We start from the raw sequence: 26,330 nt of genomic DNA on the forward strand, positions 1-26,330 counted from the left end.
CGAACTGAGCGCCTGACCTCACCAGGATCACCGAGCGCTACACCACTACCGGGGACTTGACCGATCTGCGACGCTGTGCGGGCTTGCGGCAGCGGTGGCCATCGCCACCGTGACCGGCTGGGCTCCTGCGGCGCACGCGGTGCACGCGGCGCCCCCCGAACGGATCGTCTACGTGGCACCCGACGAGGGCGCCCGGGGGACGGCGTGCCATCAGAGGACCCCGTGTTCCATCGAGCGAGCCCAGGAGCTCGTCTCTGCCCTCGCCAAGGGGGGCAACAGGGACATCACGGTCCGGCTCGCAGGCGGAACCTACCGGCTCGACGAGCCTCTCGAGCTGCGCGCCGAGGACGGCGGGCGGGACGGCCGTACGGTCACCTGGACCGCCGCACCCGGTGAGCGCCCGGTGCTCACCGGTGCGATCCAGGTCGACGACTGGTCGGTCTACGACGAGGACGCCGGAGTGTATGTCGCGGACGTTCCGGCCGGGATCGACTCCCGCCAGCTGTACGTCGAGGGGATCATCGCCGCCCGGGCCGCGATGCCCGTGGATAGCTCGGACGTCGAGGTGACGCCCGAAGGACTACGGATCGTGGACCCGGCGCTGGACTACCTCGCCGACCTGCCGGACGCCGACAGGATGGAGTTCGAGTCCCTCGGCGACTTCACGAACCGGTACTCGCCGGTCGCCGGGATCGACGGCGACCTCATCGTGATGGACCAGCCGGCATGGGACAACAACACCTGGGGATGGGACACCTTCCAGAACTCGTTCCTCGCCGCACCGACCTACTTCCTGCAGAACTCCCTGGCCTTCGTGGACGAGGTCGGCGAGTGGTACCTGGACCCCGAGGCCGGGCAGCTGTACTACAAGCCCGGCGAGGGCGTCGACCCCGACGACCTGGACATCGAGCTGCCGCGGCTCGAGACGTTGATGAGCATCGGCGGCACGTACGACGAGCCCGTCACCGGCCTCGAGATCCGTGGCCTCGAGCTCACGGGCACCTCGTGGCTCGGACCGTCCGCGTACGGGTATGCGAACCAACAGAACGGCACGTTCATCGCGGAGGACTACGAGTATCGCCCGGACGACGCCTTCGACAGCTGCTCCCGCGGCTGCGAAGCGTTCGAACGCGCCCGGTTCGACGCCTGGTACCAAGAGCCGGCCGCCGTCCAGGTCTCGGCGGCCTCGCGCGTGTCGCTCGTCGAGAACCGCTTCGTCAACCTCGGCTCGACGGGACTGGGTATCGGCAACGACGACAACGCTCACCTGAGCGGTGTCGGGCTGGGTGCCGGCGACATCACGGTGGCGGGCAACATCTTCAACGAGATCTCCGGCCACGGCATCGCCGTCGGTGGCGTGCGCGCTGACGCCCACCACCCGAGCGACGTCGCCATGACCAACCGTGACATCGTGATCGAGAACAACACGATCAACCGGGTCGCCGTCGACTACAAGGACAACTCGGGCATCCTCGGCACCTATGTGACGAACCTCGACATCGTCCACAACGAGGTGGCCAACGTGGCCTACGACGGCATCGACACCGGCTTCGGCTGGGGCGCCAACGACCCCGGTGGCTCTGACGAGTACCTGCGCCGGGGCTACTACAACTGGCATCCGGTCTACGAGACCCCGACGACGCTCCGCGACAACACCGTGTCGGGCAACCTCGTCCGCAACACCAAGGCGCGCTTCGCGGACGGCGGGACCCTGTACAACCTGTCGGCGAGCCCGGGCACCGTGGTGTCGGAGAACTATGTGACGAGGGCGTCGGGGGTCGGTCTCTATCTCGATGAGGGGACGCGCTACACGACGTACGAGCGCAACGTCCTGGACGGCAGCAACCCCTGGGTCTTCACCAACGCGTACAGTGCCGGGAACGGCACGAACGACAACCTGCTGCGCGGCAACTGGATGAACTCCGGAGGTGCGCAGATGCCGAACGCGGAAGCGCGCAACAACCGTCTCGAGGACAACGTCCGGGTCGACGGGACGGACTGGCCGGCGGAGGCCCAGGACGTCATCTGCGCCGCAGGCGTGGCGCCCGAGTACCGGACCGCCCTCAACGCGAATCTCTTCGGGCTGGACGGCTGCACGGTGGACGCTCCGGTCGGTGACGGCTCGCTCGTGACGGCCGAAGGGGTCGCCCGGTCGTACGCCGCGCAGGTCGGCGACAGCCTGGGCCTCGCCGCGGCCGGGGCCGACGTCTGGGGCGGAGGTGGCCAGATGGACGACGAGTACGCCGGCATCTACCGACCCGGCGGTCTCACCGACGGTGGCAGCGTGACGGTCCGGGTCGACTCGCTCAACGACGCCGACCCGTGGGCCAAGAGCGGTGTGATGGTCCGCGACGACATCTCCGCGAGCGGCGAGTCCTCGGGCTACGCCGTGCTCGCCGTCACCGGAGGCCACGGTGTGGCCCTCCAGTGGGACGGGGACGGGGACGGCTACCTCGACCAGGCGCGCACGGCCGATGTCGACACCTTCCGCCCGGTGTGGGTGCGCCTGACGCGCTCCGGCGGCGAGCTGTCCGGGTCGTACTCCTACGACGGCGTGAACTTCAGCGCCGTCGGGGGCCCGGTCACGCTGCCTTCGGTGACACCGCAGGACGCCGGCGTGTTCGCCACCTCGCACGACCGTGGACGGGCGGCGGTGAACATCTTCAGCGAGCTCGCCGTCGACTGAGCGGCGCACCGCGTCGGCACGCCGGCCCGGCATGCCGACCGAGTGCCCCTGGGCTCGTGGACGATCGTGTCCTTGTCCCGGGGGCACTCGCGCACCTCATCGACCCGCGCTCTTCGACCCGCGGTGGTCCGTGGGGCGGCGGCGGGTCCAGGCGTCCACGACATGGCGGTACATCGCCGTCGCGGCCTCTTCCGGGGATCCTGCGGCGATGGCCTCGAAGACCCGCTCGTGCTCGCGGAGCGTCTGCTCGTGGAACGATGCCGGGACGTCTACCCGGGCGTAGCGCGCACTCTCCCGTGCTCGCTCGTACAGGATCCGGGCGATGCTCTCGGCGAGCCGGTTCCCCGACATGGCCATCACGGTCTCGTGGAAGGCCACGTCGGCCGCCAGGAAGCGGGGTACGTCGTCGATGGACGTCCGCATCTCCTCGAGTGCCTCGCGCAGGGGCGCGAGCTGGGCGGGCGTCAGCGATGCCGCCGTCTCGCTCGCCATGGCGGACTCGAGCTGCCCCCTGACCACCGTCAGCTCGTCGAGGACGCCGAGGGTCTTGTCGTGCGCGATCAGCGCCTGGAGGACCACACGGTCGAGCATGTTCCAGGACCGGGTCGGCTGCACCACCGTGCCTCGCCCCTGGCTGACCGTGACGAGCCCCTTCTCCTCGAGCCGCTTGACCGACTCTCTCAGCACGGTCCGGCTGACACCGAACTGCTCGCTGAGGGGTAGCTCGGGCGGCAACGACTCACCCGGTGCGAGCCTGCCCGACACGATCAGGTCCACGAGCGCCTCGACGACCGCGACCCCCAGTCGCTTCGCGGGGACCCGCAGGGGAAGGGCGAGGGCCCCGGTTGCGTCGCCGCTGGTGCCGACGTCATCTGCCATGAGGGGACTATAGCCAACAGCGCTCAAAAAGTAGACATGTGATGTATGCTGTTTGGCATACGATGGCATCTCCGTTCGGCGACGGGCGCACCCGATGAAGGACCGCGAACTATGAAGATCACTGGCTTTCGCACTCTGACGACCCTCCAGGACTGGGGGCGTCCCGTCGGGGACGTCAACGGCTTCATCGATGACGGCATCACCGAGGTTCCGGTGGTCGTCGTGGAGACGGACGGTGGTCTCGAGGGCATCGGTGTGGGATCGCACGCGGACCTCGATCGTCTCTTTCCCGCCCTCGAGGGGCAGGACCCGCGGGCGGTGTCGGCGCTCCACGACCGGATGCTGGCCCACGTCTTCAAGAGCGGGCACGCCGGCGCGACGTTCGGCGGCGTCGGAGCGTTCGACATGGCCCTGTGGGACCTGAAGGCCAAGATGGCCGACGAGCCGCTGTGGCGCACGCTCGGAGCCGCCGACCGGTTCGTCCCCGCCTACGCCTCGGCCCTGGAGGTGGCCGTCCCGGACGACGAGCTCGGTGCGCTGCTGTCCGGCTGGGTCGAGAGGGGCTTCACCAGCGTGAAGCTCAAGGGTGGGCTCGACCTCGACCGTGACGCCGCCAGGCTCCGGCTCGTCGGCGACCTCTTCCGGCGCAACACCTCGCGGCCCGGGCTCATGCTCGACGCGAACGAGTCCTGGAGCCGCAAGCAGGCGGTGCGGCACGTCTCGGAGCTCGAGCGAGAGTTCGACCTCACGTGGGTCGAGGAGCCGTTGCGCCGCTGGGACGCCGAAGGGATGGCGCTGCTGACGCGCTCGGTCCGTGCGGGCGTGGCGACCGGCGAGAACCTGACCGGTCTCGAACAGCTCCGTCCGCTGCTCGACGCCGGTGCGGTCGACATCGTCCAGGTCGGCAGCATGTGGGGAGTCACCCATTTCCTCCGTGCCGCCGTCGTCGCCTACGCGCACGACCTGCCCATCAGCCCTGTCGGTTCGCTCGCGAGCCCCGTGTGGCATGCCGCTGCCGCGGTCCCGAACCACCTTGCGCTGGAGCTGCAGAGCCTGACCGACCCGGTCGGCCTGGACACCGATCACGAGGTCGACGACGGCGGTGTCGTCCTGGGCGACGACCCGGGCAACGGCCTGTCGATCGACGAGCGGGCCATCGCCCGGACCCACGCGCTCCAGCGATGGGCGCAGCCGTCAGGTCCCCATGTCCGGCCCGAACGCGCCGGCCTCCGGCTGGTGCCCGAGGACGTGGTCTTCGGCCGCGCGGCTGGAGACTGCTGACCCAGGAAGGCGGCGAAGGCCCTCCGGAGAAGCTCCGGAGGGCCTTGGCGATGGTCGGCCTCGCGCAGGTGCACGACGACCGGTCAGCTCAGGGCCGCCGGCTCGAGGAGGCCGGCCGCCACCAGGTCCGACCAGAGTTCGGCCGGTACGCCCTGGTCGTGCCGGTCGACGTTCATGTCCAGCTGCGCGGAGTCCCGCGCACCGAGAACCACGGCCGTCACGGCGGGATGCATGAGGGGGAGCTCGACGGCGGCGGCGGGAAGCGTCGTCCCGTGCCGCCGGCAGATCTCGGCGATCCTGCGCGCACGGGACAGCATCTCCGCCGGAGCCGGTCCGTACTCGTACAGAGCGTCGTCCGGGGGCCACGGTCTGCTGAGCAGTCCGGAGTTGAAGACGCCGGCGACGACGATCGCGACTCCGGCGTCTCGTGCCGGCTCGAGCGCCGAGCGCAGTGCGCCCTGCTCGAGCAGGGTGAAGCGCCCGGCCACCATGACGACGTCGGCCAGGCCGCTCGTGAACAGGCCTGGTACTCGGTGCGGCGCGTTCGTCCCCACGCCGATGGCCCGGACCACCTTCTGGTCGCGCAGTTCGGCGAGAGCCTCGAGCGCTCGCAGCCCCGAGTCGGGGGAGTGCTGGTCCGGATCGTGTGCGTAGACGGTGTCGACGTGGTCCAGCCCGAGCCGGTCGAGAGAGGCGTCGAGCGACCGTCGCACGCCGTCGCGGCTGAAGTCCCACACTCGCCGCACGTCGCCGGGGACGACGAACCCGTCGTCGTCGAGCGCGGTCGGTCGGGGGTGAGGTTCGAGCAGCCGGCCCACCTTCGTCGAGATGACGTACTCGTCGCGCGGCCGTTGCCTCAGCACCGCGCCCAACCGGCGCTCGGACAGCCCGAGGCCGTAGTGCGGCGCCGTGTCGAAGTAGCGGATCCCTCGGTCCCAGGCGCCGCGGACGAGCGCCTCGGCGTCCTCGTCGGTCATCGCGCGGCCGAGATTGCCGAGCGTCGACGCCCCGAGGCCGAGCTCCGTCAGTCGCAGACCGCTGGTCCCGAGGGGCCTCGAGCGCATCGCCGTCACCGCGTCAGCCCGTAGGTTCGTGCCGTGTTCCGGCCGTCGATGGCGGCCTGATCGTCCGGGGCGAGACGATCGGTCAGCTCCACGTACGCCCGCAGCCACGCCTCGTACCCGCCGGCCAGCTCGGCGAGCGGCCAGTCCGAGCCGAACAGCAGCCGCCGCGGTCCGAAGACCCGGAGCGCGTGATCGACGATCGGTCTCAGGCGCGCGACCGACCACCGGCCCGGCTCGTCCTCGGTCACGAGACCGGAGACCTTGGCGACGACGTTCGGCTCCCCCGCGACGAGCGCCAGGTCCCGGGCCCAGTCGACGAGCGTGGTGCTCGGCACCGGCACCTTCCCGAGGTGGTCCAGGACGAAGCGTGTCCGCGGGTGGTCGCGGACGACCTGCGCGGCCTGGGCCAGCTGCTCGTGTCCCACGAGGACGTCGAACGTCAGGTCGAGGTCTGCCAGATCGTCGAGACCCCGGCCGACGTCGTCCCGGGAGAGCCAGCGCTCGTCGTCCTCGACGAAGGTGACGTGGCGGATCCCGACGAGCTTCTCCCCTCCGGGTCCCGACCGGAGTGCGCCGACCTGGGCGCGCACGTCGCCGGTGAGGTCGACCCAGCCGACGACGCCGGCCACGGCGTCCAGCTCGCGGGAGTCGGCCAGCAGGTCGACCGTCTCGTCGATGTCGTTGACCGCCTGCACCACGACACCACCGCGAACGCCGTGCCGGCCCAGCTCGGCCACGGCGTGCGTCGGAGGGAAATCCTTGGCGATGCCCGCCATCGTGTCCGGGTCGATCCAGGGCTGCGGGTGCTTGGCTCGTTCCCACACGTGCAGGTGGGCGTCCAGGATCTGCCTCATGCCAGGTGCCAGACCTCCTCGAGCCGACGCCACCGGTCGGCGGGTCGGGCGTCGCGGCCGAAGGGCGTCTGGCACGGGTCGGTATGCCTCAGCCACTCCTGCATGTCCGGGTCGGAGTCCAGCTGTGCCATGTCGGCCTCGTAGTCGTCGCCCGTGTACTCGTAGTACCCGACGAGCGTGTTCTCGAGCACGAAGATCGAATAGTTGGTGATGTGGTGGGCGGACAGGGCCGCCTCCACCTGCGGCCACACCGCGGAGTGCAGCCGCAGATATTCCGCACGCTTCTCGGGCACCACGTCCACGACGAAGGCGAGGCGTTGCATGGTCACTCCTTTGTCCCGCCGGCGGTGAGGCCGGCGACGAGGAATCGTTGGGAGAACAGGAAGACGAGCAGCACGGGGGTGACCGACAGCAGGGTCGCCACCGCCAGGGTCGGCAGCTCGATGGCGGTCACCCCGGCCGATGTCGGGTTGAACGCCGGCACGCTGCCCAGCAGCTCGGTCAGGCCCACCTGGATGGGGGCGGCGCGGCCGGGAACGGTGAGGAACGGGAGAAAGAAGTTGTTCCAGTTGGCCACGAAGCTGAAGAACCCCACCAGCGCGACCACGGGGAGCGCGAGGGGCATCGCGATCCTGGTGAACACGACGAACTCGCCGCAGCCGTCGATCCGGGCCGCGTTGAGCAGGTCACGAGGAACGCTGGTCGAGAAGTAGATGTACGTCAGGTACACACCGAACGGGAAGAACGAGAACGGCAGGATCGCAGCGAGCGGGTGGCCGATCAGATTCACCGCCGACAGCTCGAGGAAGATCGGGAGCACCAGTGCGGTGTTCGGGATGAGCATCACGACGAGGGTCGTGGTGAGCAGCACCTTGCGTCCGCGAAAGTCGCCGAGCGCGAGCGTGTAGCCAGCGGGGACCGTCGTGACGAGGGTGATCACCAGCGCGCCGAACGAGTAGAGCAACGAGTTCCCGAGCCACCGGAAGACGATGCCGTCCTGGAAGCTCACGAGCGCGTTCCAGTTGACGGCCAGGTCGTCGAAGGAGCCCAGGACGAACGGGCCCGTCGTGATGAGCGCGTGCGGGGACTTCCCCGTGGCGATCAGCAACCACACGATCGGCACGGCGAAGAAGAGGACGAAGAAGACCGTGATGACGATGATGGTCGCGCGTCCCAGCCAGGCGCCGGGCGTCAGCTCACGGCGGGGGCGGGTGCGCAGGTCAGTCGCGCTCAAAGAGGCCTCCTCGGACGACGAAGAACAGGCTCACGGCGAGCGAGGCCACGAGCAGGAGGACGGCGATCGCCGCAGATCCGTTGAGGTCCTGCTGCTTGAACGCGTACAGGTAGGTCAGCTGGTTCAGCGACCAGTCCGTCGGGACGACGGCGTGTGTGGCCTGGGAGAGCACCCGGGGCTCGACGAAGAGCTGGGCTCCTGCCGCCAGGGACATGACGGCCATGTAGGCGATCCACTTGCGCAGCATCGGCAGCTGGATGTGCAGTGCGGTGCGCACCGCCCCCGCTCCGTCCATGCGCGCCGCTTCGAGCACCTCGTCCGGGATGCTGTTCAGCGCGCCGTACATGACGATGATCCAGTTGCCTGCGCCCGTCCAGAAAGCGATCACGGCGAAGACGACGGGCAGGTTGCCCGGCGAGACCGTCTGGACGAACGACTCGAAGCCGAAGGCGTGCAGGACGGCCGACACCGGGCTCACCGTGGGGTTGAGCACGAAAAGCCACAGCACCACCGACGACGCGCCTGCCAGGGCGCCGGGGATGTAGTAGACGAAGCGCAGGCTCGAGCTGAGCCAGCGCCGCCCGATCCCGTGGACCACCAGTGCCAGCAGCGTGACCAGCACCATCAGGGCGACGAGCCAGACCAGGAGGAAGAGTCCGACGTGCGCGGCCGCGGGCCAGAACCGGAAGTCGGCCAGCACCTTCGTGAAGTTCGCGATGCCGGTGAACCGGCCCTCGTTGTCGAGGAAGGCGATGAACACGGCGTACAGCGTGGGCAGGACACCGAAGGCGAGCGCGAACAGGACGTAGCCCGAGACGAAGACGTAGCTGAACCGGGACCACTTCGCGGTGACTGACCGGTGCGGGGTCGACACGCGCTGCCGCCGGCTCCCACGGGGGGCACCGGGGGCAGCGACGTTCGGCGATCCGTCGAGTGCTGATGCGGTCACTTGATCGTGTACCCGTTCACTTGTGCCTCGTTCTCGATGGCGGTCTCCCACTCCGGCAGCAGGCCGACCAGGTTTTCCCCCGCGGCCAGCTTCGGGGTGATGGTCTTGTTCCACACGGCTTCCTGGCTGAACCGCGGGTATCCCCAGCCGTCCCAGACCTGGGTCGAGGCGGACGAGAGCGCCGCGGCGAAGTCACCGGCGAAGAAGCCGTCCTCGGCCTGCTGGGCGAGCCACTTGTCGGCGGACTCCTGGTAGGCGGGCAGCCCGGGGGCCAGGTCGACCTGGTAGCGCTCGTCGCTCGTCACGAACTCGAGGAAGGTCTTCGCGGCCTCGAGGTTCTCGGAGTGCTGGGAGATGAACCAGGTGCCGCCGCCGACGTTTCCGGCGGCAGGCTCCTCGCCCTCCCAGGCGAGCGGCGCGCCGACCGCGATGGTCCCGGGCTTGGCGTCGAGGGAGCTCGGGTTGTTGAAGATCGCGCCGGAGAACCAGGCCGGCCCAGGCAGCATCAGGACCTTCCCGGAGTGCTTCTGCACGAAGTCCGGGCTGAACACGTCGTCCTGGGCGAGCGCCCCGGCGTCGAGCAGGTCGTCGAGGATCTCCGCCATCCGCGTCGCGTGCGGGTCGGAGGCGTCGGCGCTGAAGGTGTTGACGTCCACGACGGTGCTCAGCGGGGCCTTGGCGCCCCAGAAGTAGATCTCCTCGGCGAAGGCGTCGCCGATGCCGCCGACGATGTAGCCGGGGTGCTCCTCGGCGACCTTCAGGCCCAGCTCTCGGTATTCCTCCCACGTCGTGGGCACCTCGTAGCCGAACTTCTCCATGAGGCTCTGGTCGTACCAGGTCACGGTGGGTGCGATGTCGTTGCGCAGACCGTAGACGGCGCCGTCGACGGTGAGCGGAGCGAGCGCGCCCTCGGTGAAGCCGTCGAGGAACGACTGGTCGAAGTAACCCTGGTCGAGGGGAGCGGCGAAGGGGTCGTCGCCCTGGCTCGCCCAGGCCGCATCGTTGTTCTGCGTGGAGAACACGACGTCGGGCCACCCGTTCCCGGCCTGGTTGAAGGCCTGGATCTTGGTCTGGAACGAGCCAGACCCGTCGGCCCCGCCGTCGTAGGTCTCGACCTCGATCGGGACGTCGGGATAGGCCTCGGCGAAGGCGTCCGCGGCGGGCTTGCGCGAGGCGTCGACCCAGACGGTGATGGGGGCGTCGGCGTCTTGTTCGACCGTCTCGAAGCCGAACGGCGAGTCCGATCCCGTTCTCTCGGCGGACGTCGAGGAGCCTGGCGTGCACGCAGTGAGCGCGAGCAGCGCGGCGGCGGCCAGTGCGGATATGCGCGAGGCATGCGCCCGCCCCGTGCGGGTGTTCGGCTTCGTCATGATCCCGTTCCTTCTTCCTCGGAGAAACACGCGGCTCCGCGCAGGTGCGGCTTCGTTGTCCGAGAGTAGATCATACATGTGACGTTTCCTTCAAACGTCGCTACGGTAGGGCCGGCGCCCGGGTGCGTCACCCCACGACTGAGGAGGCAACAGTGCTCAGAGCCGCACATCTCGGAGATCGCCCGTCCGATGCTGCGAGCACAGGTGAACGCGTGCACCACGACAACCGGGGGTGCGCGTGAGCACGCACGAGGGGGCGCCGGCGGGCGTCGAGGTGCTCGTACCGGCGGAACCCGGATCGCCGGTGGTGCTGATCACCGACTGTGACCACGACTCGTTCGACGCCGAGATCGCCGTCGCTCAGCAGGCCGGTGTCGAGCTCCGGCTCGCCCAGGCGCGCTCGCTCGACGAGCTCGTCGCGGCGGCCACCGGCGCGGCCGGGCTGGTGGTGCAGTACGCGCAGATCACGGCCGCCGTCATGGACGCGATGCCCGGACTGCAGGCGATCAGCCGATACGGCGTCGGGGTCGACTCGGTCGACGTCGCCGCCGCATCGGCGCGCGGCATCGTCGTGTGCAACGTGCCCGACTACGGCACCGAGGCCGTGTCCGACCACGCGATCGCGCTGGCCCTGGCCGCCTCGCGCGGGATCGCCCGCCTGGACCGGGGCGTGCGGGCCGGGCGGTTCGATCTCGAGGCGATTCGCCCCGTGCCCCAGGTGCGGGGCTCGATCTTCGGCGTGGTGGGCGTCGGCCGGATCGGGCATGCGACGGCGCTCAAGGCGCGCGGGCTGGGCTATGACGTCATCGGGTTCGACGTGCAGGCACCCGCCGGCGCGACGGAGTACCACGGCGTGCCCGTCGCACCCCTGGACGAGGTGTTGCGGCGAGCCGACGTGGTCTCGCTGCACACGCCGCTGACCGAGGCGACCCACCATCTGGTCGGGGGGCGCGAGCTGGCTCTGCTCCGACCGGCCGCCGTCCTGGTCAATACCAGTCGCGGCGGGGTCGTCGACACCGATGCCCTGGTGGCGGCGCTGCGTGACGGCGGCCTGCGTGCTGCGGGGATCGACGTGCACGAGGACGAGCCGGTGCCGCTCGGCCACCCGCTCACGCGACTCGACAACGTGGTGCTCACCCCGCACCTGGCGTGGTACACGGAGGAGTCGTACACCGAGCTCAAGCGCCGCACCGCACAGAACGTGGTGGAGGCGATCGCCGGGCGCAGGCCCCGGAACGTGGTGAACGGGGAGACGCGATGAGCCAGCCGATCGACGACGCCGGGACGCCGCCGCCCGGGACGATGCGAGCGGCGGTCTGGGACGGGCCTGACACGATCACGGTCCGAGACGTCCCGATGCCCGACGTGCCCGACGGGTGGGTGCTCGTCGGGGTCGAGTACACGGGGATCTGCGGTACCGACCTGTCGATCGTGCACGGCAGTCATCCGCGGGCGCGTGCGGGGGTCGTGCCGGGGCACGAGATCGTGGGGGTGGTCGCCGACGCGGGGACCACCGGGCTGAGCCCGGGGAGCCGTGTGGTCGCGGAGCCGCTGATCTCGTGCGGAGAGTGCCGCGCCTGCAGGTCCGGCAGCCCGCACGTGTGCCGCGACCTGAAGCTGTTCGGGATCGACGCTCCCGGCTCGCTGGCCGGGCACGTCGCCCTGCCCGCGACTGCGCTGCACGTGCTTCCCGCCGACGTGCCCGCCCGGCACGCTGCGTTGGTCGAGCCTCTGGCCGTGGCCGTCCACGCGGTGTCCCGTTCCGGCATGCAGGCCGGTGACACCGTGGCGGTCCTCGGCGGGGGGCCGATCGGGGTGCTGACCGCGCTCGTCGCCCGGGAGTCGGGCGCCGAGCAGGTGGTCGTCGTGGAACCGCGCGCCTGGCGCCGGAACGTGATCGCGGGGCTCGGCCTGGACGTCGTCCCCGAGGGTGTCGAGCCCGCCGAGCACATCGCCGCGCTGACCGGTGGTGAGGGGGCGGACACGACGTTCGATGCCGCGGGGCACCCGGCCGTGGCGGCTCAGCTGCCGGGCGTGACCCGGGTGCTCGGGCGGATCGTCGTCGTGGGGGTGTACAAGCAGCCCGCGCCGGTGGACCTGCAGGCGGTCTGCTTCAAGGAGCAGAGCCTCGTGGGAGTGCGCGTCTACACCCGTGACGACGTCGCCCGTGCCGTACGTCTGGTCGCCGACGGAGAGCTCGGGCTGGACCGGCTGCCGGTGGCTGTCTTTCCCTTGGACGACGTGGCCGCCGCGTTCGACTCGGCCGCTGCCGGAGAGGACAACCTCAAGGTTCTCGTCCGCTCGGGAGGTACGCGGTGACGGCCGGCGGGCGCTTCTCCCTGTCCGGCCGTACCGCCGTCGTGACCGGCGGCGGCCGAGGACTGGGGGCGGGTGTCACCACCGCGCTGCTCACGGCCGGTGCCGACGTCGTCGTGCTCGCCCGGCGAGACCCTCCGGCCGAACTCGTCGAGGCCGCCCGAGACCTCGGCCGCACCCTGGAGTTCGTCCCGGTGGACCTGGTCGATGCGGACGCCGTCGACGCGGCCGCCGACGAGGTGCTCGCCCGGCGCGAGGTGGACGTCCTGGTCAACAACGCGGGCGTCCAGGAACGCCACCCCGCTGCGGAGTTCCCGCTCGACGCGTGGGACCGTGTGCTCGACGTCAACCTGCGTGTCGTGCTCCAGCTCACCCAACGGTTCGGGCGGCCGATGCTCGCGCGTGGGGCCGGCGCCGTCATCAACATGGCATCCCTGTTGAGCTTCCAGGGCGGGCTGAACGTGGCTGCCTACGCCGCGTCGAAGGGTGGCGTGGCGCAGCTGACGAAGGCCCTGGCCAACGAGTGGGCCGGCCGCGGCGTGCGGGTCAATGCCGTGGCACCGGGCTACATGGCCACCGAGATGAACGAGGCACTGCTGGCCGATCCCGTCAGGCTCGAGCAGCTCTCGGCACGCATCCCCGCCGGCCGGTGGGGGACGCCGGAGGACGTCGGTGATGTGGTGGTGTTCCTGGCTTCCCCGGCCGCGGGATACGTGCACGGACAGGTGCTGGCCGTCGACGGCGGATGGATGGGGCGATGAGTGGCGTGGGCGACCCACGGCTACCTCGCGCCGACCCGGCATCACGGTCGTTCTGAACAGGCGCTAGTCGACCCGGACGGTGCGGATACGCCGGTCCTCGACCTCGACGACGGTGAGGACGTGCCCGTCGACATCGACCGTGTCGTCGACCTCCGCCAGGCGGCCGAGCCGGTCCAGCACATAGCCCGCCACCGTCTCGTACGGCCCGTCGGCCAGCTCGACGCCCGTCGCCCGGGCGAAGTCCTCGATCGTGAGGCCCGCGTCGTGCGTGCCGGCGGCGCGCGCGGGGCGGGCGGGGTCGTACTCGTCGCGGATGTCTCCGACCAGCTCCTCCAGCACGTCCTCCAGGGTGACGATGCCGTCGGTGCCGCCGTACTCGTCGACGACGACCGCCAGGTGCGCGCGTGTGCGCTGCATGGTGGTCAGAGTCGGGAGCAGCCGTCCGGTCGTGGGGACCTCCAGGACGGGCCGGACCACGTCACGGACGACGCGTGGTCCGGCGCCCGGGCCGTCCCTCCGGGTGTCCAGGTCGCGCACGTGCACGAAACCGAGCACGTCGTCGGCGTCCTCGCCGGTGACGGGGTAGCGCGAGTACGGCTGTGCCCGGGTCAGCCCCTCGGCCTCCGTGACGGGCATCTCGGCCGGCAGGAAGTCGACGTCGGCCCGCGGCCGCATCACCTCGGCCACCGTGCGTTCGGAGGCGGCGAAGACGTCCGCGAGGATGCGTCGTTCCTCCTCCTGGAGCCCGGGGTGCGCGGCCACCAGGTCGCGCAGCTCGGTGCCGCTCATCTCCTCGGAGCGCACGGCCGGGTCCCCGCCCAGCAGACGGACGACGGCGTCGGTGGACCGCGACAGCAGCCAGATCACCGGCCGCATCAGCAGGGAGAACCGGTCCAGCGGCGGCCCCACGACGAGCGCGACCTGCGCCGAGCGCTGCAGCGCGATGCGCTTGGGCACCAGCTCGCCGAGCACCAGCGACAGGTACGCGACGAGCAGCGTCAGGACGACCAGGGCGACCGTGTCCGCGACGCCGGGCCCCAGCCCGAGCGCGACGAACGCCGGCGCGACGTCGGGGGCGAGGGTGGACGCGCCGTAGGCCGCCGAGAAGAACCCGGCGACCGTGACGCCGATCTGCACCGCCGCGAGGAAGCGGTTCGGGTCGCGTGCCACGGCGGCGACCCGCCGGCCGCGGGCACCGCGGCGCTCGAGCTGGTCGATCTGGGTGCGGCGCAGCGAGACCAGGGCGAACTCCGTGCCGGCGAAGACACCGCCGACCAGCACGAACAGCAGCACGAGGGCGATGTTCCACCAGGTGTCCGCGTCCACGCCGCTCCTCTCGCCGGGTTCTCAGGTCAACGACGACGTGCCCGCGCGAGTTCCGCGGGCCGTCAGCGGAAGCGCTGCGCCGCCAGCGGCGCGGCCTCCGCGAGCCCGCGCACCGCGGGGTGGGCGTCCTCGGCGGCGCCGGACGCCAGGACGTCGTCCAGGGGGCCCGACGCGACGAAGACGCCGTCGGCGAGCACGTGCGTCGTGGCGCACAGGCGGCCCACGAGCTCGACGTCGTGCGAGACCAGCAGCACCGCGGTGCCGAGGTCGCGGGCGGCGTCGGCGAGGCCGCGCGCGATCCGGCTGCGCATCGCCGGGTCCACGGCGGTCAGCGGCTCGTCGAGCAGCAGGGCGTCGGGCCGGGTGGCGAGCGCCAGCGCGAGGGCGAGGCGCTGCTTCTCGCCGCCGGAGAGCGTGGCGACCTGCCGGGTGGCGAAACGCGGCTCGAGCGCGACGTCGTCGAGCAGCTCCTCGGGCGGGCGACCGTTGGCGCGCCCGGCCTTGCGCGCGTCGGTGAGCGCCCCCTTGAGGGCGCGCTCGACGGTCCATCGCGGGTCGACGTCGAGGCCGTTCTGCGCGACGGTCCGCACGGCACCGCGGAACCGCTTCTTGTCCCGCCGCGACAGCTTCGACACCGTCCGGCCCTCGAACGTCACGTGGCCCTCGCGCGGGCGCACCTGCCCCAGCAGCGCCGCCACCAGCGTCGACTTGCCGGCCCCCGACTCGCCCACGACGCCGACCGGCGCGGTGCCCGGTACGAGCTCCAGGTCCACACCGCCCAGGACGGCGGGCCCGCCGTAGCCGGCCACGAGGCCGTGCGCGCGGAGGATCGGGGTACCAGAGGTGCTCATGCCTGCTGCCTTCGTGAGGGTGTCGCGGGGCCGGGACGGCCGCACGGTCCGACGAACGACGGTACCCGGAGGTTCCCGGACATCTGTCATCGGTACGGTCGGACACGCGGATGCATGCTCAGGCGCCGAGCGTCTCCCAGTAGTCGAGGTCGACGTGCCACGGTGCGGGAAGCGCCGCGGCGAGCGTGTCGCGCAGGGCCTCGCCCTCGACTCGGTGCGCGGCGGCGACCCGACGGTCGTCCCACCCTCGTTCGTGGTGGAAGTGCTGGTCGAAGACCTCGGCCCAGGCGTGCAGCCGTGCCGTGAGGACGTCGTCGACGAACTCGTCGACCAGCGCGACGAGTCGCGGGTCGTCCTGGGGCCAGAGCGGCATCCGGGCGCCGTACTCGTTCATGAGCTTCACGCGGTCGAGGTCACGAGGTGGCGGCGCGGGAGCCTGGTCGGGACGACTGCGGGGTACGAACACCGAGCCACTCGTCGGTGCATATGCGTACCACCCGTGCTGGGCGTCGTCATCGGTCTCGGGCACACGGCCACTGTTCCACGACCTCCCCACCGGCGTCGCCCCCGGACGTCACCGGGCGTTCAGCGGGCCGCCGCGGGCGTCGAGGCGCTCCAGGAGCGTGCTGAAGACGTCGCCGGCGCGCAGGCCGTCGTGCTCGAACTCGTTCGTCACCCAGGCGCGGGCGTTCCCCACGCGCGCGGCGGTGTCGAGCGACAGCCCGGAGTCGACGAACATGTCGTCGAAGTAGACGGCGGCCTCCAGCGGCACCTCGTTCGCCGCGAGGGTGCCGAGGTCGTACAGGTCGCCCCAGTCGTCGCGTGCTGCGAGAGCCTCGGCCGCGGCGCGGAACGGCCGCAGCGCGGCGACCTGCTCGAACATCCAGGGGTAGATCATCTCGCCCGTGAACAGCAGGGGCCGGGCCGACGTCGCGAAGGCGGGGTCGGCGTCGCGCACCCGCTGCGCCGCCCACGCGGTGGCGCCCGTGCCGGACTGCGCGTAGATCGACTCGTGCAGGACGGCGTACAGCGGGTTCGTCGCGAAGCCGGTCGCCGCCTCGACCTCGGCGAGGAAGGTGTCGGAGAGCTCGTCCGAGCCGGGGTCGAACGCCTCGTCGACGATCCAGTGCACCCGCTCGAAGCCCGGGCCCATCCCGAACGCCATGCCGAGCGAGCAGAACCGCTCGACGGTCAGCGGGTCCCCGCCGGGGAGGCGGACGTCGCCGGCGGCGATCCGGTCGGCGACGCGCGCCACCCGCGCCTCGTCGCCGGGGTACCGCTCGCGGTACCGCGCGTTCTTGGCGACGACGCGCGGCTGCGTCCGCCGGTAGACCTCCTCGGCGCTCGCCGTCAGGCCGGCCAGACCGCCCGTGACGTACGACGCGGCGACGCCGTCGGGCGCGAGCGACAGGTACGTCAGGGTGAGGAAGCCGCCGTACGACTGGCCGAGCGTGGACCACCGCCGGCCGCCGTAGAGCGTGGTCCGCACGTGCTCGGCGTCGCGCACGATCGAGTCCGCCCGGAAGTGGCTCAGGTGCTCGGCCTGGGCGGCGGCGTCCCCGAGGGCGGTCAGTGCGCCCGCGCGCACCGCCGTCGACCGCCCGGTGCCGCGCTGGTCGAGCAGCACCACCCGGAACCGCTTCAGCGCTTCGCCCACCCAGCCGTCGGGCCCGGTGGGCCGGGGCCCCTTGCCGCCGGGCCCGCCCTGCAGGAAGACCAGCAGGGGCAGGTCGTCGCCCTTCTTCGTCGGGTCGACCAGCTCACGCACGAACAGCGACAGCGTGCGCCCGTCGTCGGGCCGCGCCCAGGCCAGCGGCACGGTCAGGGTGCGGTCGGTGACGTGGACGCCGGGAATCGTGTACGAGGACTCGCTGGTCACGGTGCTGCTCACCCCGCCACCCTAGAGGCCGGCCGTCCCCACCACGCACCGCGAGCCGACAGCAGAGCTGAAGGGACGCCGTCGCCCCGCCCGCCCAGTCCCATCACCCACCCACGAGCAGTGAGCCGAGGCAGAGCTGAGGGGACGCCGTCGCCCCGCCCGCCCAGCCCCATCGCCCCCACGCGCAGTGAGCCGACGGCAGAGCGGCGGGGACGGACCTCGTGCGGGCGGCCGTATCCTTCCCGAAGTGGAGGGCGCCCAGCGCCCGTGAACGCGGCCGCCCGCACGAGGTCCGTCCCCGCCGCGGGCCGAGCAGAAGATCAGTGCACGTCAGCATCCACCCAGTCGAACGTCTTCGTGACGGCCTTCTTCCAGTTGCGGTAGAGCCGTTCGCGCTCGTCGTCGGCCATGGCGGGCGACCAGCGCTTGTCCTCGGCCCAGTTGGCGATGACGTCCTCCTCGCCGTTCCAGAACCCGACGGCGATGCCGGCGGCGTAGGCGGCGCCGAGGGCGGTGGTCTCGGCGACCTTGGGGCGGACGACGTCGACGCCGAGCTGGTCGGCCTGGAACTGCATGAGCAGCTCGTTGGCGACCATGCCGCCGTCGACCTTGAGCTCGGTGAGCTCGACGCCGGAATCCAGCTTCATGGCGTCGACGACCTCACGGGTCTGGAAGGCGACCGCCTCGAGTGCGGCGCGGGCGACGTGGTTGCGGTTGACGTACCGCGTGAGCCCGACGAGGGCGCCGCGGGCGTCGGGGCGCCAGTAGGGTGCGAACAGGCCGGAGAACGCCGGCACGAAGTAGGCGCCGCCGTTGTCGTCGACCTTGCGGGCGAGCCACTCGACGTCGGGCGCGTCGGAGAAGAGCCCGAGGTTGTCGCGCAGCCACTGGATGAGGGAGCCGGTGACGGCGATGGATCCCTCGAGGGCGTACCGGGTGTCCTGCTCGCCGATCTTGTAGCAGACGGTCGTCAGCAGGCCGTTCTTGGACGGGATCTTCTGCGTGCCGGTGTTGAGCAGCATGAAGTTGCCGGTGCCGTACGTGTTCTTCGCGGTGCCGACCTCGAAGCAGGCCTGGCCGAACGTCGCGGCCTGCTGGTCGCCGAGGATGCCGGCGATGGGCACGCCGGGGACCATGCCGCGGGGGCGGCCCTGGCCGTACACCTCGGAGGAGGATCGGATCTCGGGGAGCATCGACATGGGGATGCCCATGTCCGCGGCGATGTCCTCCCGCCACGACAGGGTGTCGAGGTCCATGAGCATGGTGCGCGAGGCGTTGGTGACGTCGGTGACGTGCACGCCGCCGTCGGGCCCGCCGGTCATGTTCCACAGCACCCAGGTGTCGGTGTTGCCGAACAGCAGGTCGCCACGCTCCGCGGCCTCGCGGGCGCCCTCGACGTTGTCGAGGATCCACTTGACCTTGGGGCCGGAGAAGTAGGTGGCGAGCGGCAGCCCGACGATCGACTTGTACTTCTCGGGGCCCTCGTCGCCCGCGAGCTCGTCGGCGATGGCCTGGGTACGGGTGTCCTGCCAGACGATCGCGTTGTAGACCGGCTTGCCGGTGTTCTTGTCCCAGACGACGGCGGTCTCGCGCTGGTTGGTGATGCCGATGGCGGCGATGTCCTCGTGGGACAGGTTGCCGCGGGTCAGGGCGAGGCCGACGACCTCGCGGACGTTGGTCCAGATCTGCTCGGCGTTGTGCTCGACCCAGCCCGCCTTCGGGAAGATCTGGTCGTGCTCGAGCTGGCCGGTGGACACGATCCGGCCGGAGTGGTCGAAGACGATGGCACGGGAGCTGGTCGTGCCCTGGTCGATGGCGAGGACGTAGTCAGCCATGGGGGTTGCCCTTCACGTCGGTGTGCGGTGGTGCGGTACGGGGTGTGTGGTGGGCGATCAGACGTAGACCGCCCCGGCGAGGCCGGCGAGCACGCCGCCGACCAGCGGGCCGGCGACGGGGACCCACGAGTAGGCCCAGTCGCTGGAGCCCTTGCCCTTGATGGGCAGGAAGGCGTGGGCGATGCGCGGGCCGAGGTCGCGAGCGGGGTTGATGGCGTACCCGGTGGGACCACCCAGGCTGGCGCCGATGCCGACCACGATGAGGGCGACGGCGAGCGGGCCGAGACCGGACGGCGTCTCGCCGGACACGACCACGAAGAAGACGAGCACGAAGGTGCCGATGACCTCGGTGACGAAGTTCCAGCCGTAGGAGCGCACCTCGGGGCCGGTGGAGAACACGGCGAGCTTGGTCGCGCCGGGCGCCTCCTGGTCGAAGTGGCGCTTGTAGGCGAGGAAGCACAGCACCGCACCGACGATCGCGCCGATCATCTGCGCGCCGAAGTACATGAACATGTTGCCGACGGTCGGCTCGATGCTCGCGGTGACCAGGCCCTCCGGGCCGGTGACCTCGAAGAAGGGCCGGTCCGCGGAGAAGAGGCCGATGGTGACGGCCGGGTTGATGTGGGCGCCGGACTTGAACGCGGTGAAGACACCCGCGAACACCGCCAGCCCCCACCCGAAGTTGATCAGCAGCCACCCGCCGTCGAACCCCTTGTTGCGGGGCAGGACGACGTTGGCGACGACACCGCAGCCGAGCAGTACCAGCGTCGCGGTGCCGAGGATCTCGGACCAGAACGCCTGGGCCAGTATGGAGTCCATCGTCGGTTCACTTTCTTCTCGGGGGGACTTCGTCGTCTCCTGGCGGAGAGAGCGCGGCGGGCGGGGTCGCCCGTCGCGGTGATGGAGCGGTCAGCCCTGCAGGGGCTGCATGGCGGCGACGTCGGGCGCGCGCAGCCGGGCGGCCTCGGCGGCGGCGTCGTCGGGCTCGAGCCCGGCCGCGTCCTCGGCGTCGGCGCGGGCGGTGTAGGAGTCGATCTCGGCCTGCCGGGTGGCGTCGTCCCAGCCGAGCAGCGGGGCGACGATGTCGGCGATCTCGGGCAGGGCGCCGCGTCCGCGGTCGTCGACCTCGTAGACGAGGCGGGTGCGGTGCAGCATGACGTCCTCGAGGTGCAGGGCGCCCTCGTGGCTCACGCCGAAGTGGATCTCGGCGCGCAGGTAGGCGGGGGCGTGCTCGAGGGGGCGGGCGAGGCCGGGGTCCTGCTCGCACAGCTCGACCAGCGCGGCGACGTCCGAGCCGTACCGGTGCAGCAGGTGGTCGACCATGGCGGGCGTCCACCCGTACCGCTGCGCCCAGGCCCGGGCCTGCCGCCGGGTGGCTTGCAGGCCGACGGCGCCGAGCAGCGGGATCTGGTCGGTGATGGACGGGAGGGCGGCGGCCCGCTGCCCGATGGCGAAGTCGACGGCGTCCTTGGCCATCACCCGGTAGGTGGTGAGCTTGCCGCCGGCGATGACCGTGAGGCCGGGGGCGGGGCTCGCGACGGTGTGCTCGCGGGACACCTTGGCCGAGCTGGTGCCCTCCTTGGTGCCGGGCTGCAGCAGCGGCCGCAGACCGGCGTACGTGCCGACGACGTCGTCGCGGGTGAGGGGGTGCGCGAGGACGGCGTTCGCATGCTCGAGGACGTAGTCGATGTCGGCAGCGGTCGCGACGGGGTGGGTGAGCTCCTGCTCCCACGGGGTGTCGGTGGTGCCGACGATCCAGTACCGCGACCACGGGATGACGAACAGCACGGACTTCTCGGTCTGCAGGATCAGGCCGGAGGTGCCGCGGATGCGTTCGCGCGGCACGACGACGTGCACGCCCTTGGACGCGAGGACGCGCAGCCCGCCGCCGTCGCCGGCGAGCGACTCGGTGTCCTCGGTCCACACGCCGGTGGCGTTGATGACCTGCCGGGCGCGGACGGTGATCTCCCGCCCGGTCTCGAGGTCGACGACGACGGCGCCGTTGACCGCACCCGTGGCGCTCTTGGTCAGCGCGACGACCTGGGTGCGCGACGCGGCGTGCGCGCCGTAGCTCGCGGCGGTGCGGATCAGGGTGGTGACGAGGCGGGCGTCGTCCACGGACGCGTCCCAGTACTGGACGGCGCCGATGGCGGCGTCGTGCGCGAGGTCGGGGAACTTGCGCTCCATCTGGTGCCGGGTCAGGTGCCGGTGCAGCGGCATGGCGCGGCGGCCGGGGGCGAGGGAGGCGAGCGTGTCGTAGAGCGCGATGCCGGCGCCGACGTAGGCCCGCTCCCAGAGGCGGTGCTCCAGCGGGTAGAGGAACGGGACGGGCTTGACCAGGTGGGGCGCGATCGTCTTGAGCAGCAGGTCCCGCTCGGTGAGGGCTTCCTTGACGAGGTGGAAGTCGAGCATCTGCAGGTAGCGCAGGCCGCCGTGCACGAGCTTGCTGGAGCGGCTGGACGTGCCGGAGGCCCAGTCCTGGGCCTCGACGACGGCCGTGGACAGGCCGCGGGTGGCGGCGTCGAGGGCGATCCCGGCGCCGGTGACCCCGCCGCCGACGACGAGGACGTCGAGCTCGGCGCTCGCCGCCTGGGATCCCTCGAGCGCGGCAAGGGCCTGGGATCGTGCGTCGGCCGTGAGCCGGGATGAGGCCATCGTTCTTCCTTCCGATCGACGAGGGACGTTTTCCAGATCAACACTGGTGGCACGTCCTCGCAAGCCGGGTGCACGAACGTGCAGAATCCGTGAGACCGTGGACGGGTGACGACCGACCGGGAACGTGACGTGGTGATGGCCGCGACCATGTACTACCTGCAGGACATGAAGATGGAGACCATCGCCCGCCACCTGCGCACGTCGCGCTCCACGGTGTCGCGGTTGCTCAAGCGGGCGCGGGACACCGGCGTCGTCGAGATCACCCTGCGACCCGGGCACTCGCGGGCGCCGGGCCTCGGCCAGGAGATCACCGAGCGGTACGGCATCGACGCCTACGTGGTGCCCGTCCCGGACTCGGCCGGCGACGCCGAGCGGCTCGACCAGGTGGCCATCACCACCGCCCGGCTCCTCGCCCGGTGGTTCGACTCCGAGATGGTGCTCGGCATCGCCTGGGGGACGACCCTCGCGGCGATCGCCCACCACCTGCCGCACAAGCCCACCCGCGGCTCCGCCGTCGTGCAGCTCAACGGGGCCGCCAACACGCGGACCTCCGGCGTCAGCTACGCCGGCGACCTGATCGCGGGCTTCGGCGAGGCCTTCGACGCCCACCTGCACCACTTCCCGGTGCCGGCGTTCTTCGACTACGCCGAGACCCGGGAGGCGATGTGGCGCGAGCGCTCCGTGCGCCGCGTCCTCGACGTCCAGTCGCGGGCCGACATCGCGCTGTTCTCGGTGGGCGCCCTCACCGGCGGCGTGCCGTCCCACGTCTACGCGGCCGGGTACCTGGAGCCGGACGACGTCGGCGTCCTCGACACGGAGGGCGTCGTCGGGGACGTGTGCACCGTGTTCCTGCGGGCGGACGGCACGTACCGCGACATCTCCCTCAACGCCCGTGCCACGGGCCCGTCGCCCGCCGAGCTGCGGCGCATCCCGCGGCGCCTGTGCGCCGTGGCGGGGGACAACAAGACGGCCCCGCTGCGGGCCGCGCTGGCCGCCGGCGTCGTGACCGACCTCGTGGTGGACGAGGTGACGGCCGCTCGCCTCGTGGCGGGCCGGTGACGACGGGTGAATGTCGTGAACGTCTGTGCACGGACGGGGGCGCGGCGTGCCGCGGACGCCCGGACGCGGTGGCCGGCCCCGGTCGTAGAGTGACCGCGTGCCCACCGAGCCCCAGGACCCGATCGCCCTGCGTCCCGCCCTGCCCGCCGACATGCGCGCGGTGCGGGGGCTCGTGGAGCCGTACGCCGAGCGACGCATCCTGCTCGACAAGGAGATGGTCGGCTACTACGAGGCCGTCCAGGAGTTCGTCGTGGCGACGTCCACCGACGGCGGCACAGCCGGTGACGTGGTCGGGTGCGGCGCCCTGCACGTCATGTGGGAGGACCTCGCCGAGGTGCGCACCCTGGCGGTCGACCCGGCGTGGCGCGGACGGCGCGTCGGGCACGCCCTGCTGGCGGCCCTGGTGGAGCGGGCCCGCGGCCTCGGGCTCCGCCGCGTCTTCTGCCTGACGTTCGAGGTCCCGTTCTTCGCCGCGCACGGGTTCCGCGAGATCGACGGCACGCCCGTCACCGCGGACGTGTACGCCGAGCTGCTGCGCTCGCACGACGACGGCGTCGCGGAGTTCCTCGACCTCGCCCACGTGAAGCCCAACACGCTCGGCAACACCCGCATGCTCCTCGACCTCTGACCCTTCGAGGCTGCCCTCCGGTGTTGTGGGTACGAAGATGGCGTGGATCCGGGCCCGGATCCACGCCATCTTCGTACGTACGAAGATGGCGTGGATCCGGGCCCGGATCCACGCCATCTTCGTACCCACAACACCGGAGTGGGTGGTCAGGCAGGCAGGTGGAAGCGGTCCGCGTCGTCCTGCTCGATCAGGCCGTCCTCGACCAGGCCCGCGAGGCAGCGCTCCACCTGCACAGGGTCGGGCCCGGAGTCCGCGAGCAGCGCCCGGGGGACCGGGGCGTCCGAGGCCCGCAGGGCCGCCATGACGCGCCCGCGGACCTGGCGGTCGGTGCCGTGCCACGCCTGGGTGCGGCGGCGGTGCGCGTGCGCGTCCGGCGGGTGCCCGGCGGCGCGCCAGGCGCACAGGTCGGCGACGGGGCACGCGTGGCAGCGCGGGGCGCGCGCGGTGCACACCAGCGCGCCGAGCTCCATCGACGCCGCGGCCCAGCGGGCCGCCGTGGCGTCGTCCGCCGGGACGGCAGCGGCGGCCAGGGCGCGCTCGGCCGCGGTGGGTGACGGGGCGCCGAGGGCGGTGCCGCCGAGGGACCGGGCGAGGACGCGCCGCACGTTCGTGTCCACGACGACGGCGCGGCGGCCGAACGCGAACGCCCGCACCGCGGCCGCCGTGTACTCGCCGACGCCGGGCAGGGCACGCAGCGCCTCCTCGTCGTCCGGCACCGCGCCGTCGTGCCGCTCGACGATCGCGCGGGCGCAGTCGGCGAGCCGCAGGGCTCGGCGCGGGTAGCCGAGGCGGTCCCAGGCACGCAGCACCTCCGCCGTGGGGGCGGTCGCGAGGTCGGCGGGGGCGGGCCAGCGGCGCATCCACTCGCGCCACACCGGCTCCACCCGCACGACCGGCGTCTGCTGCAGCATCACCTCGCTGACGAGCACCTGCCAGGGGGTCCGGTCCGGGCGTCGCCAGGGCAGGTCGCGGGCGGCGCCCGAGAACCAGTCGGTGACGCGCTCGACGAGCTCGTCGGTGGTCTCGGGGGCCGGGGGCGCGGTGGTCGACACGGTGGCCCATTCTCTCCCACGACCTGTCACGCTCGGGTACCGGTCGACGGCCATCTCGCCCTGACGACTGGGGGTGGCGGCGCGGCTGCGCGGTGGGCGCGTGCCCACGTCGTACTGTGGCGCCGGCAGTACGAGACGGAGGGGTGGCCGGTGACACCTGCGAAGGACGGGCGCCGAGGCTCCGGGGCCTCGCGCGGCGGTGCGGCACGCGGAGGCGCGTCCGGGTCCCGGGGCGCGGCGGCCTCGCGGGGCGGGGCCGCCGCCCGCCGGTCGGGCGCCTCCGCGTCGGGCACGTCCAGGTCCGGATCCACCCGTTCCGGTGGGACCCGGTCGGGCTCGTCGAGGTCCGGTTCCGGGGCGTCCGGCTCCTCCCGCTCCGCCGCGGCGAAGGGCGGGCAGCAGGCCGCCACCCGGCGATCGAACGGGCAGGCGAAGTCGTCTTCCACGTCCCGGTCCACGGCCTCGCGGTCGGCCTCGTCGCGGTCGGCCTCGTCCCGCTCCGGTGGGGCGCGCACGTCGGGCCGCGGCACGGCACCGGCCGGGCGCGGCGCGTCGCGCGGTGGGTCGAGGTCGGGCGGCACCCGCAGGACGACGAACGGGCTGGTCGCGCCGGGCACCGCCCGCCGGACGCCGGGCCGCGCCCCCACCCGCTCCGGCGCGCGCCGCCGCGCGGGCGGAGGGCGCGGCCGTCTCGCCGGGATGCTGGCGGTCCTCGCGCTGCTGTGCACGGTGGGCGTGCTCGGCGGCTACGGCGTGGGTCGGGCCGCGGACGCCGTGCGCGCGGTGCTGCCGAGCTCGGACCCCGGCCTGCCGGCCGACAAGGCCGCGCCGCCGGAGCCGATCGACCTCACCGGCCCGGCCACCACCTGCCGCGCGGACGCCGTGGACCTCACCCTCTCCGCCGCCACGCCGACCGCCGTGGTCGGCGACTCCCTCGTCTTCTCCGTGAAGGTGACGAACACCGGCCGGGTGCCGTGCCTCGTCGACGGCGGCTCGGGCAGCCGCACCGTCACGGTGCGGGAGCTCCCGGCCGACGCGTCCGGCACCGCCGGCGCGACGGGGACGGCCGGCACGTCGTCGGGGTCCGCGAAGAAGACCGCGACCGAGGGCGCCGAGGAGGACGCCGCGGCCCCGGGGAAGCGCGTCTGGTCCTCGGGTGACTGCACCGACGGCGAGACCATGCTGCTGCTCGGGGTCGACCACGTCGCCGAGCAGGACGTGCGCTGGCGCACCGAGCGGTCGACGGCGAAGTGCGCGGACGACCTGCCAGCGCTGGAGCCCGGCACCTACCAGGCGTACGCGGAGCTCGCCGACGTGCCCGGTGCGCGCAGCGAGCCCGTCACGGTCACCGTCACCGCCCCGCCCGAGCCCAGCGTCGCGCCGTCGGCGGAAGGCTCCGCCGAGAAGGGCGACGGCGGCCGGGGCGCGGCGTCCGGCACCGGGGACGACTCGGCGGCCGATGACGGCGCCACCGACGACGGCTCCGACGACGCGACCGCGGACGGTTCGGGCACCAGCCCCGACGGGAGCACGAAGGACAAGGACGCGAAGGGTGACAAGGGCGCGTCGGGGGACCGGCCCACGAAGGGGACCGAGACCGCGGAGGACGCCAAGGGCGGCGGGCAGAAGAGCGGGACGGACGATGCCTGAC

Annotated in this window: 23 protein-coding genes; 8 read left to right on the forward strand and 15 right to left on the reverse strand. The window is 72.1% G+C overall.

Annotated elements, in window-relative coordinates; all coding sequences use genetic code 11:
• The first annotated feature begins 172 nt into the window (after window positions 1–172).
• Window positions 173–2,686, forward strand: coding sequence for a right-handed parallel beta-helix repeat-containing protein (locus tag EYB28_RS05125; RefSeq protein ID WP_205710847.1), 2,514 nt, complete (start codon window positions 173–175; stop codon window positions 2,684–2,686).
• 96 nt (window positions 2,687–2,782) lie between these two features.
• Here EYB28_RS05125 and EYB28_RS05130 read toward each other — a convergent pair whose 3' ends face one another.
• Window positions 2,783–3,565, reverse strand: a complete 783-nt coding sequence (locus EYB28_RS05130; RefSeq protein ID WP_166845406.1) for a FadR/GntR family transcriptional regulator — start codon at window positions 3,563–3,565, stop codon at window positions 2,783–2,785.
• Window positions 3,566–3,676: 111 nt separating this feature from the next.
• On the opposite strand from EYB28_RS05130, the gene EYB28_RS05135 reads away from it, so the two are divergent.
• A complete protein-coding gene (locus EYB28_RS05135; protein ID WP_166845408.1) occupies window positions 3,677–4,846 on the forward strand; it encodes a mandelate racemase/muconate lactonizing enzyme family protein in 1,170 nt (389 codons plus the stop codon).
• Between the two features lie 83 nt (window positions 4,847–4,929).
• Here the strand turns inward: EYB28_RS05135 and EYB28_RS05140 are convergent, their stop codons facing one another.
• The 6 genes from EYB28_RS05140 to EYB28_RS05165 all read right to left on the reverse strand — a co-directional run bounded on the left by EYB28_RS05140 (window position 4,930) and on the right by EYB28_RS05165 (window position 10,317).
• On the reverse strand, window positions 4,930–5,910 hold the full coding sequence (locus EYB28_RS05140; protein WP_166845410.1) for an aldo/keto reductase: 981 nt from the start codon (window positions 5,908–5,910) through the stop codon (window positions 4,930–4,932).
• Between the two features lie 5 nt (window positions 5,911–5,915).
• Entirely contained in the window at window positions 5,916–6,764 is an 849-nt protein-coding gene (locus EYB28_RS05145; protein ID WP_166845412.1) for an amidohydrolase, read from the reverse strand.
• On the reverse strand, window positions 6,761–7,087 hold the full coding sequence (locus EYB28_RS05150) for an L-rhamnose mutarotase (RefSeq protein ID WP_166845414.1): 327 nt from the start codon (window positions 7,085–7,087) through the stop codon (window positions 6,761–6,763). Before EYB28_RS05150 ends, EYB28_RS05145 begins: the two co-directional genes overlap by 4 nt.
• A gap of 2 nt (window positions 7,088–7,089) precedes the next feature.
• A complete protein-coding gene (locus EYB28_RS05155) occupies window positions 7,090–7,998 on the reverse strand; it encodes a carbohydrate ABC transporter permease (protein WP_240930395.1) in 909 nt (302 codons plus the stop codon).
• Complete coding sequence (locus EYB28_RS05160) at window positions 7,985–8,872, reverse strand: carbohydrate ABC transporter permease (protein ID WP_166845416.1); 888 nt, start codon at window positions 8,870–8,872, stop codon at window positions 7,985–7,987. Before EYB28_RS05160 ends, EYB28_RS05155 begins: the two co-directional genes overlap by 14 nt.
• Before the next feature lie 71 nt (window positions 8,873–8,943).
• Window positions 8,944–10,317 (reverse strand): ABC transporter substrate-binding protein, encoded by a 1,374-nt coding sequence (locus EYB28_RS05165; RefSeq protein WP_166845418.1) that lies wholly within the window; start codon window positions 10,315–10,317, stop codon window positions 8,944–8,946.
• A 238-nt stretch (window positions 10,318–10,555) separates the two neighbouring features.
• Between EYB28_RS05165 and EYB28_RS05170 the strand changes: the two genes are divergently transcribed.
• From EYB28_RS05170 to EYB28_RS05180, 3 genes are read left to right on the forward strand one after another with little or no spacing between them, the layout of a single operon-like run.
• A complete protein-coding gene (locus EYB28_RS05170; protein ID WP_240930396.1) occupies window positions 10,556–11,578 on the forward strand; it encodes a C-terminal binding protein in 1,023 nt (340 codons plus the stop codon).
• The gene (locus tag EYB28_RS05175) at window positions 11,575–12,636 is read left to right on the forward strand and encodes a zinc-binding dehydrogenase (protein ID WP_166845420.1); all 1,062 of its coding nucleotides are present in this window, start codon (window positions 11,575–11,577) and stop codon (window positions 12,634–12,636) included. Before EYB28_RS05170 ends, EYB28_RS05175 begins: the two co-directional genes overlap by 4 nt.
• Complete coding sequence (locus EYB28_RS05180; protein ID WP_166845422.1) at window positions 12,633–13,394, forward strand: glucose 1-dehydrogenase; 762 nt, start codon at window positions 12,633–12,635, stop codon at window positions 13,392–13,394. Before EYB28_RS05175 ends, EYB28_RS05180 begins: the two co-directional genes overlap by 4 nt.
• A gap of 63 nt (window positions 13,395–13,457) precedes the next feature.
• Here the strand turns inward: EYB28_RS05180 and EYB28_RS05185 are convergent, their stop codons facing one another.
• From EYB28_RS05185 to EYB28_RS05215, 7 genes are all read right to left on the reverse strand, one after another.
• Window positions 13,458–14,720, reverse strand: coding sequence for a hemolysin family protein (locus tag EYB28_RS05185; RefSeq protein ID WP_166845424.1), 1,263 nt, complete (start codon window positions 14,718–14,720; stop codon window positions 13,458–13,460).
• A 62-nt stretch (window positions 14,721–14,782) separates the two neighbouring features.
• Entirely contained in the window at window positions 14,783–15,571 is a 789-nt protein-coding gene (locus EYB28_RS05190; protein WP_166845425.1) for an ABC transporter ATP-binding protein, read from the reverse strand.
• A 118-nt stretch (window positions 15,572–15,689) separates the two neighbouring features.
• On the reverse strand, window positions 15,690–15,974 hold the full coding sequence (locus EYB28_RS05195) for a hypothetical protein (protein ID WP_166845427.1): 285 nt from the start codon (window positions 15,972–15,974) through the stop codon (window positions 15,690–15,692).
• Window positions 15,975–16,145: 171 nt separating this feature from the next.
• The gene (locus EYB28_RS05200; RefSeq protein WP_240930397.1) at window positions 16,146–17,462 is read right to left on the reverse strand and encodes an alpha/beta fold hydrolase; all 1,317 of its coding nucleotides are present in this window, start codon (window positions 17,460–17,462) and stop codon (window positions 16,146–16,148) included.
• 308 nt (window positions 17,463–17,770) lie between these two features.
• Window positions 17,771–19,285 (reverse strand): glycerol kinase GlpK, encoded by a 1,515-nt coding sequence (glpK, locus tag EYB28_RS05205; protein WP_166845429.1) that lies wholly within the window; start codon window positions 19,283–19,285, stop codon window positions 17,771–17,773.
• Window positions 19,286–19,342: 57 nt separating this feature from the next.
• On the reverse strand, window positions 19,343–20,104 hold the full coding sequence (locus tag EYB28_RS05210; RefSeq protein WP_166845431.1) for an MIP/aquaporin family protein: 762 nt from the start codon (window positions 20,102–20,104) through the stop codon (window positions 19,343–19,345).
• Window positions 20,105–20,194: 90 nt separating this feature from the next.
• Window positions 20,195–21,940 carry a glycerol-3-phosphate dehydrogenase/oxidase gene (locus tag EYB28_RS05215; RefSeq protein ID WP_166845433.1) on the reverse strand — a complete coding sequence of 582 codons (1,746 nt, stop codon included), beginning with the start codon at window positions 21,938–21,940 and terminating at the stop codon, window positions 20,195–20,197.
• Window positions 21,941–22,045: 105 nt separating this feature from the next.
• Here EYB28_RS05215 and EYB28_RS05220 point away from each other — a divergent pair, with 105 nt between their 5' ends.
• The gene (locus EYB28_RS05220; RefSeq protein WP_166845435.1) at window positions 22,046–22,999 is read left to right on the forward strand and encodes a sugar-binding transcriptional regulator; all 954 of its coding nucleotides are present in this window, start codon (window positions 22,046–22,048) and stop codon (window positions 22,997–22,999) included.
• Between the two features lie 97 nt (window positions 23,000–23,096).
• Complete coding sequence (locus EYB28_RS05225) at window positions 23,097–23,627, forward strand: amino-acid N-acetyltransferase (protein ID WP_255461466.1); 531 nt, start codon at window positions 23,097–23,099, stop codon at window positions 23,625–23,627.
• 146 nt (window positions 23,628–23,773) lie between these two features.
• On the opposite strand, the gene EYB28_RS05230 is transcribed toward EYB28_RS05225, so the two are convergent.
• On the reverse strand, window positions 23,774–24,679 hold the full coding sequence (locus tag EYB28_RS05230; RefSeq protein WP_240930398.1) for an A/G-specific adenine glycosylase: 906 nt from the start codon (window positions 24,677–24,679) through the stop codon (window positions 23,774–23,776).
• 699 nt (window positions 24,680–25,378) lie between these two features.
• Between EYB28_RS05230 and EYB28_RS05235 the strand changes: the two genes are divergently transcribed.
• The gene (locus EYB28_RS05235; protein WP_166845436.1) at window positions 25,379–26,329 is read left to right on the forward strand and encodes a hypothetical protein; all 951 of its coding nucleotides are present in this window, start codon (window positions 25,379–25,381) and stop codon (window positions 26,327–26,329) included.
• The last annotated feature ends 1 nt before the right edge of the window (window position 26,330 follow it).

Source organism: Isoptericola sp. BMS4 (assembly GCF_011634835.1).
In the GTDB taxonomy this organism is placed as follows: Bacteria; Actinomycetota; Actinomycetes; order Actinomycetales; family Cellulomonadaceae; genus Isoptericola.

Excerpts from the sequence above, each read along its gene's own strand:
- EYB28_RS05130 (WP_166845406.1), bottom strand. The coding sequence starts at position 3,565 with ATGGCAGATGACGTCGGCACCAGCGGCGACGCAACCGGGGCCCTCGCC.
- EYB28_RS05135 (WP_166845408.1), top strand. The coding sequence starts at position 3,677 with ATGAAGATCACTGGCTTTCGCACTCTGACGACCCTCCAGGACTGGGGG.
- EYB28_RS05140 (WP_166845410.1), bottom strand. The coding sequence starts at position 5,910 with ATGCGCTCGAGGCCCCTCGGGACCAGCGGTCTGCGACTGACGGAGCTC.
- EYB28_RS05145 (WP_166845412.1), bottom strand. The coding sequence starts at position 6,764 with ATGAGGCAGATCCTGGACGCCCACCTGCACGTGTGGGAACGAGCCAAG.
- EYB28_RS05150 (WP_166845414.1), bottom strand. The coding sequence starts at position 7,087 with ATGCAACGCCTCGCCTTCGTCGTGGACGTGGTGCCCGAGAAGCGTGCG.
- EYB28_RS05165 (WP_166845418.1), bottom strand. The coding sequence starts at position 10,317 with ATGACGAAGCCGAACACCCGCACGGGGCGGGCGCATGCCTCGCGCATA.
- EYB28_RS05175 (WP_166845420.1), top strand. The coding sequence starts at position 11,575 with ATGAGCCAGCCGATCGACGACGCCGGGACGCCGCCGCCCGGGACGATG.
- EYB28_RS05190 (WP_166845425.1), bottom strand. The coding sequence starts at position 15,571 with ATGAGCACCTCTGGTACCCCGATCCTCCGCGCGCACGGCCTCGTGGCC.
- glpK (WP_166845429.1), bottom strand. The coding sequence starts at position 19,285 with ATGGCTGACTACGTCCTCGCCATCGACCAGGGCACGACCAGCTCCCGT.
- EYB28_RS05210 (WP_166845431.1), bottom strand. The coding sequence starts at position 20,104 with ATGGACTCCATACTGGCCCAGGCGTTCTGGTCCGAGATCCTCGGCACC.
- EYB28_RS05215 (WP_166845433.1), bottom strand. The coding sequence starts at position 21,940 with ATGGCCTCATCCCGGCTCACGGCCGACGCACGATCCCAGGCCCTTGCC.
- EYB28_RS05235 (WP_166845436.1), top strand. The coding sequence starts at position 25,379 with ATGCTGGCGGTCCTCGCGCTGCTGTGCACGGTGGGCGTGCTCGGCGGC.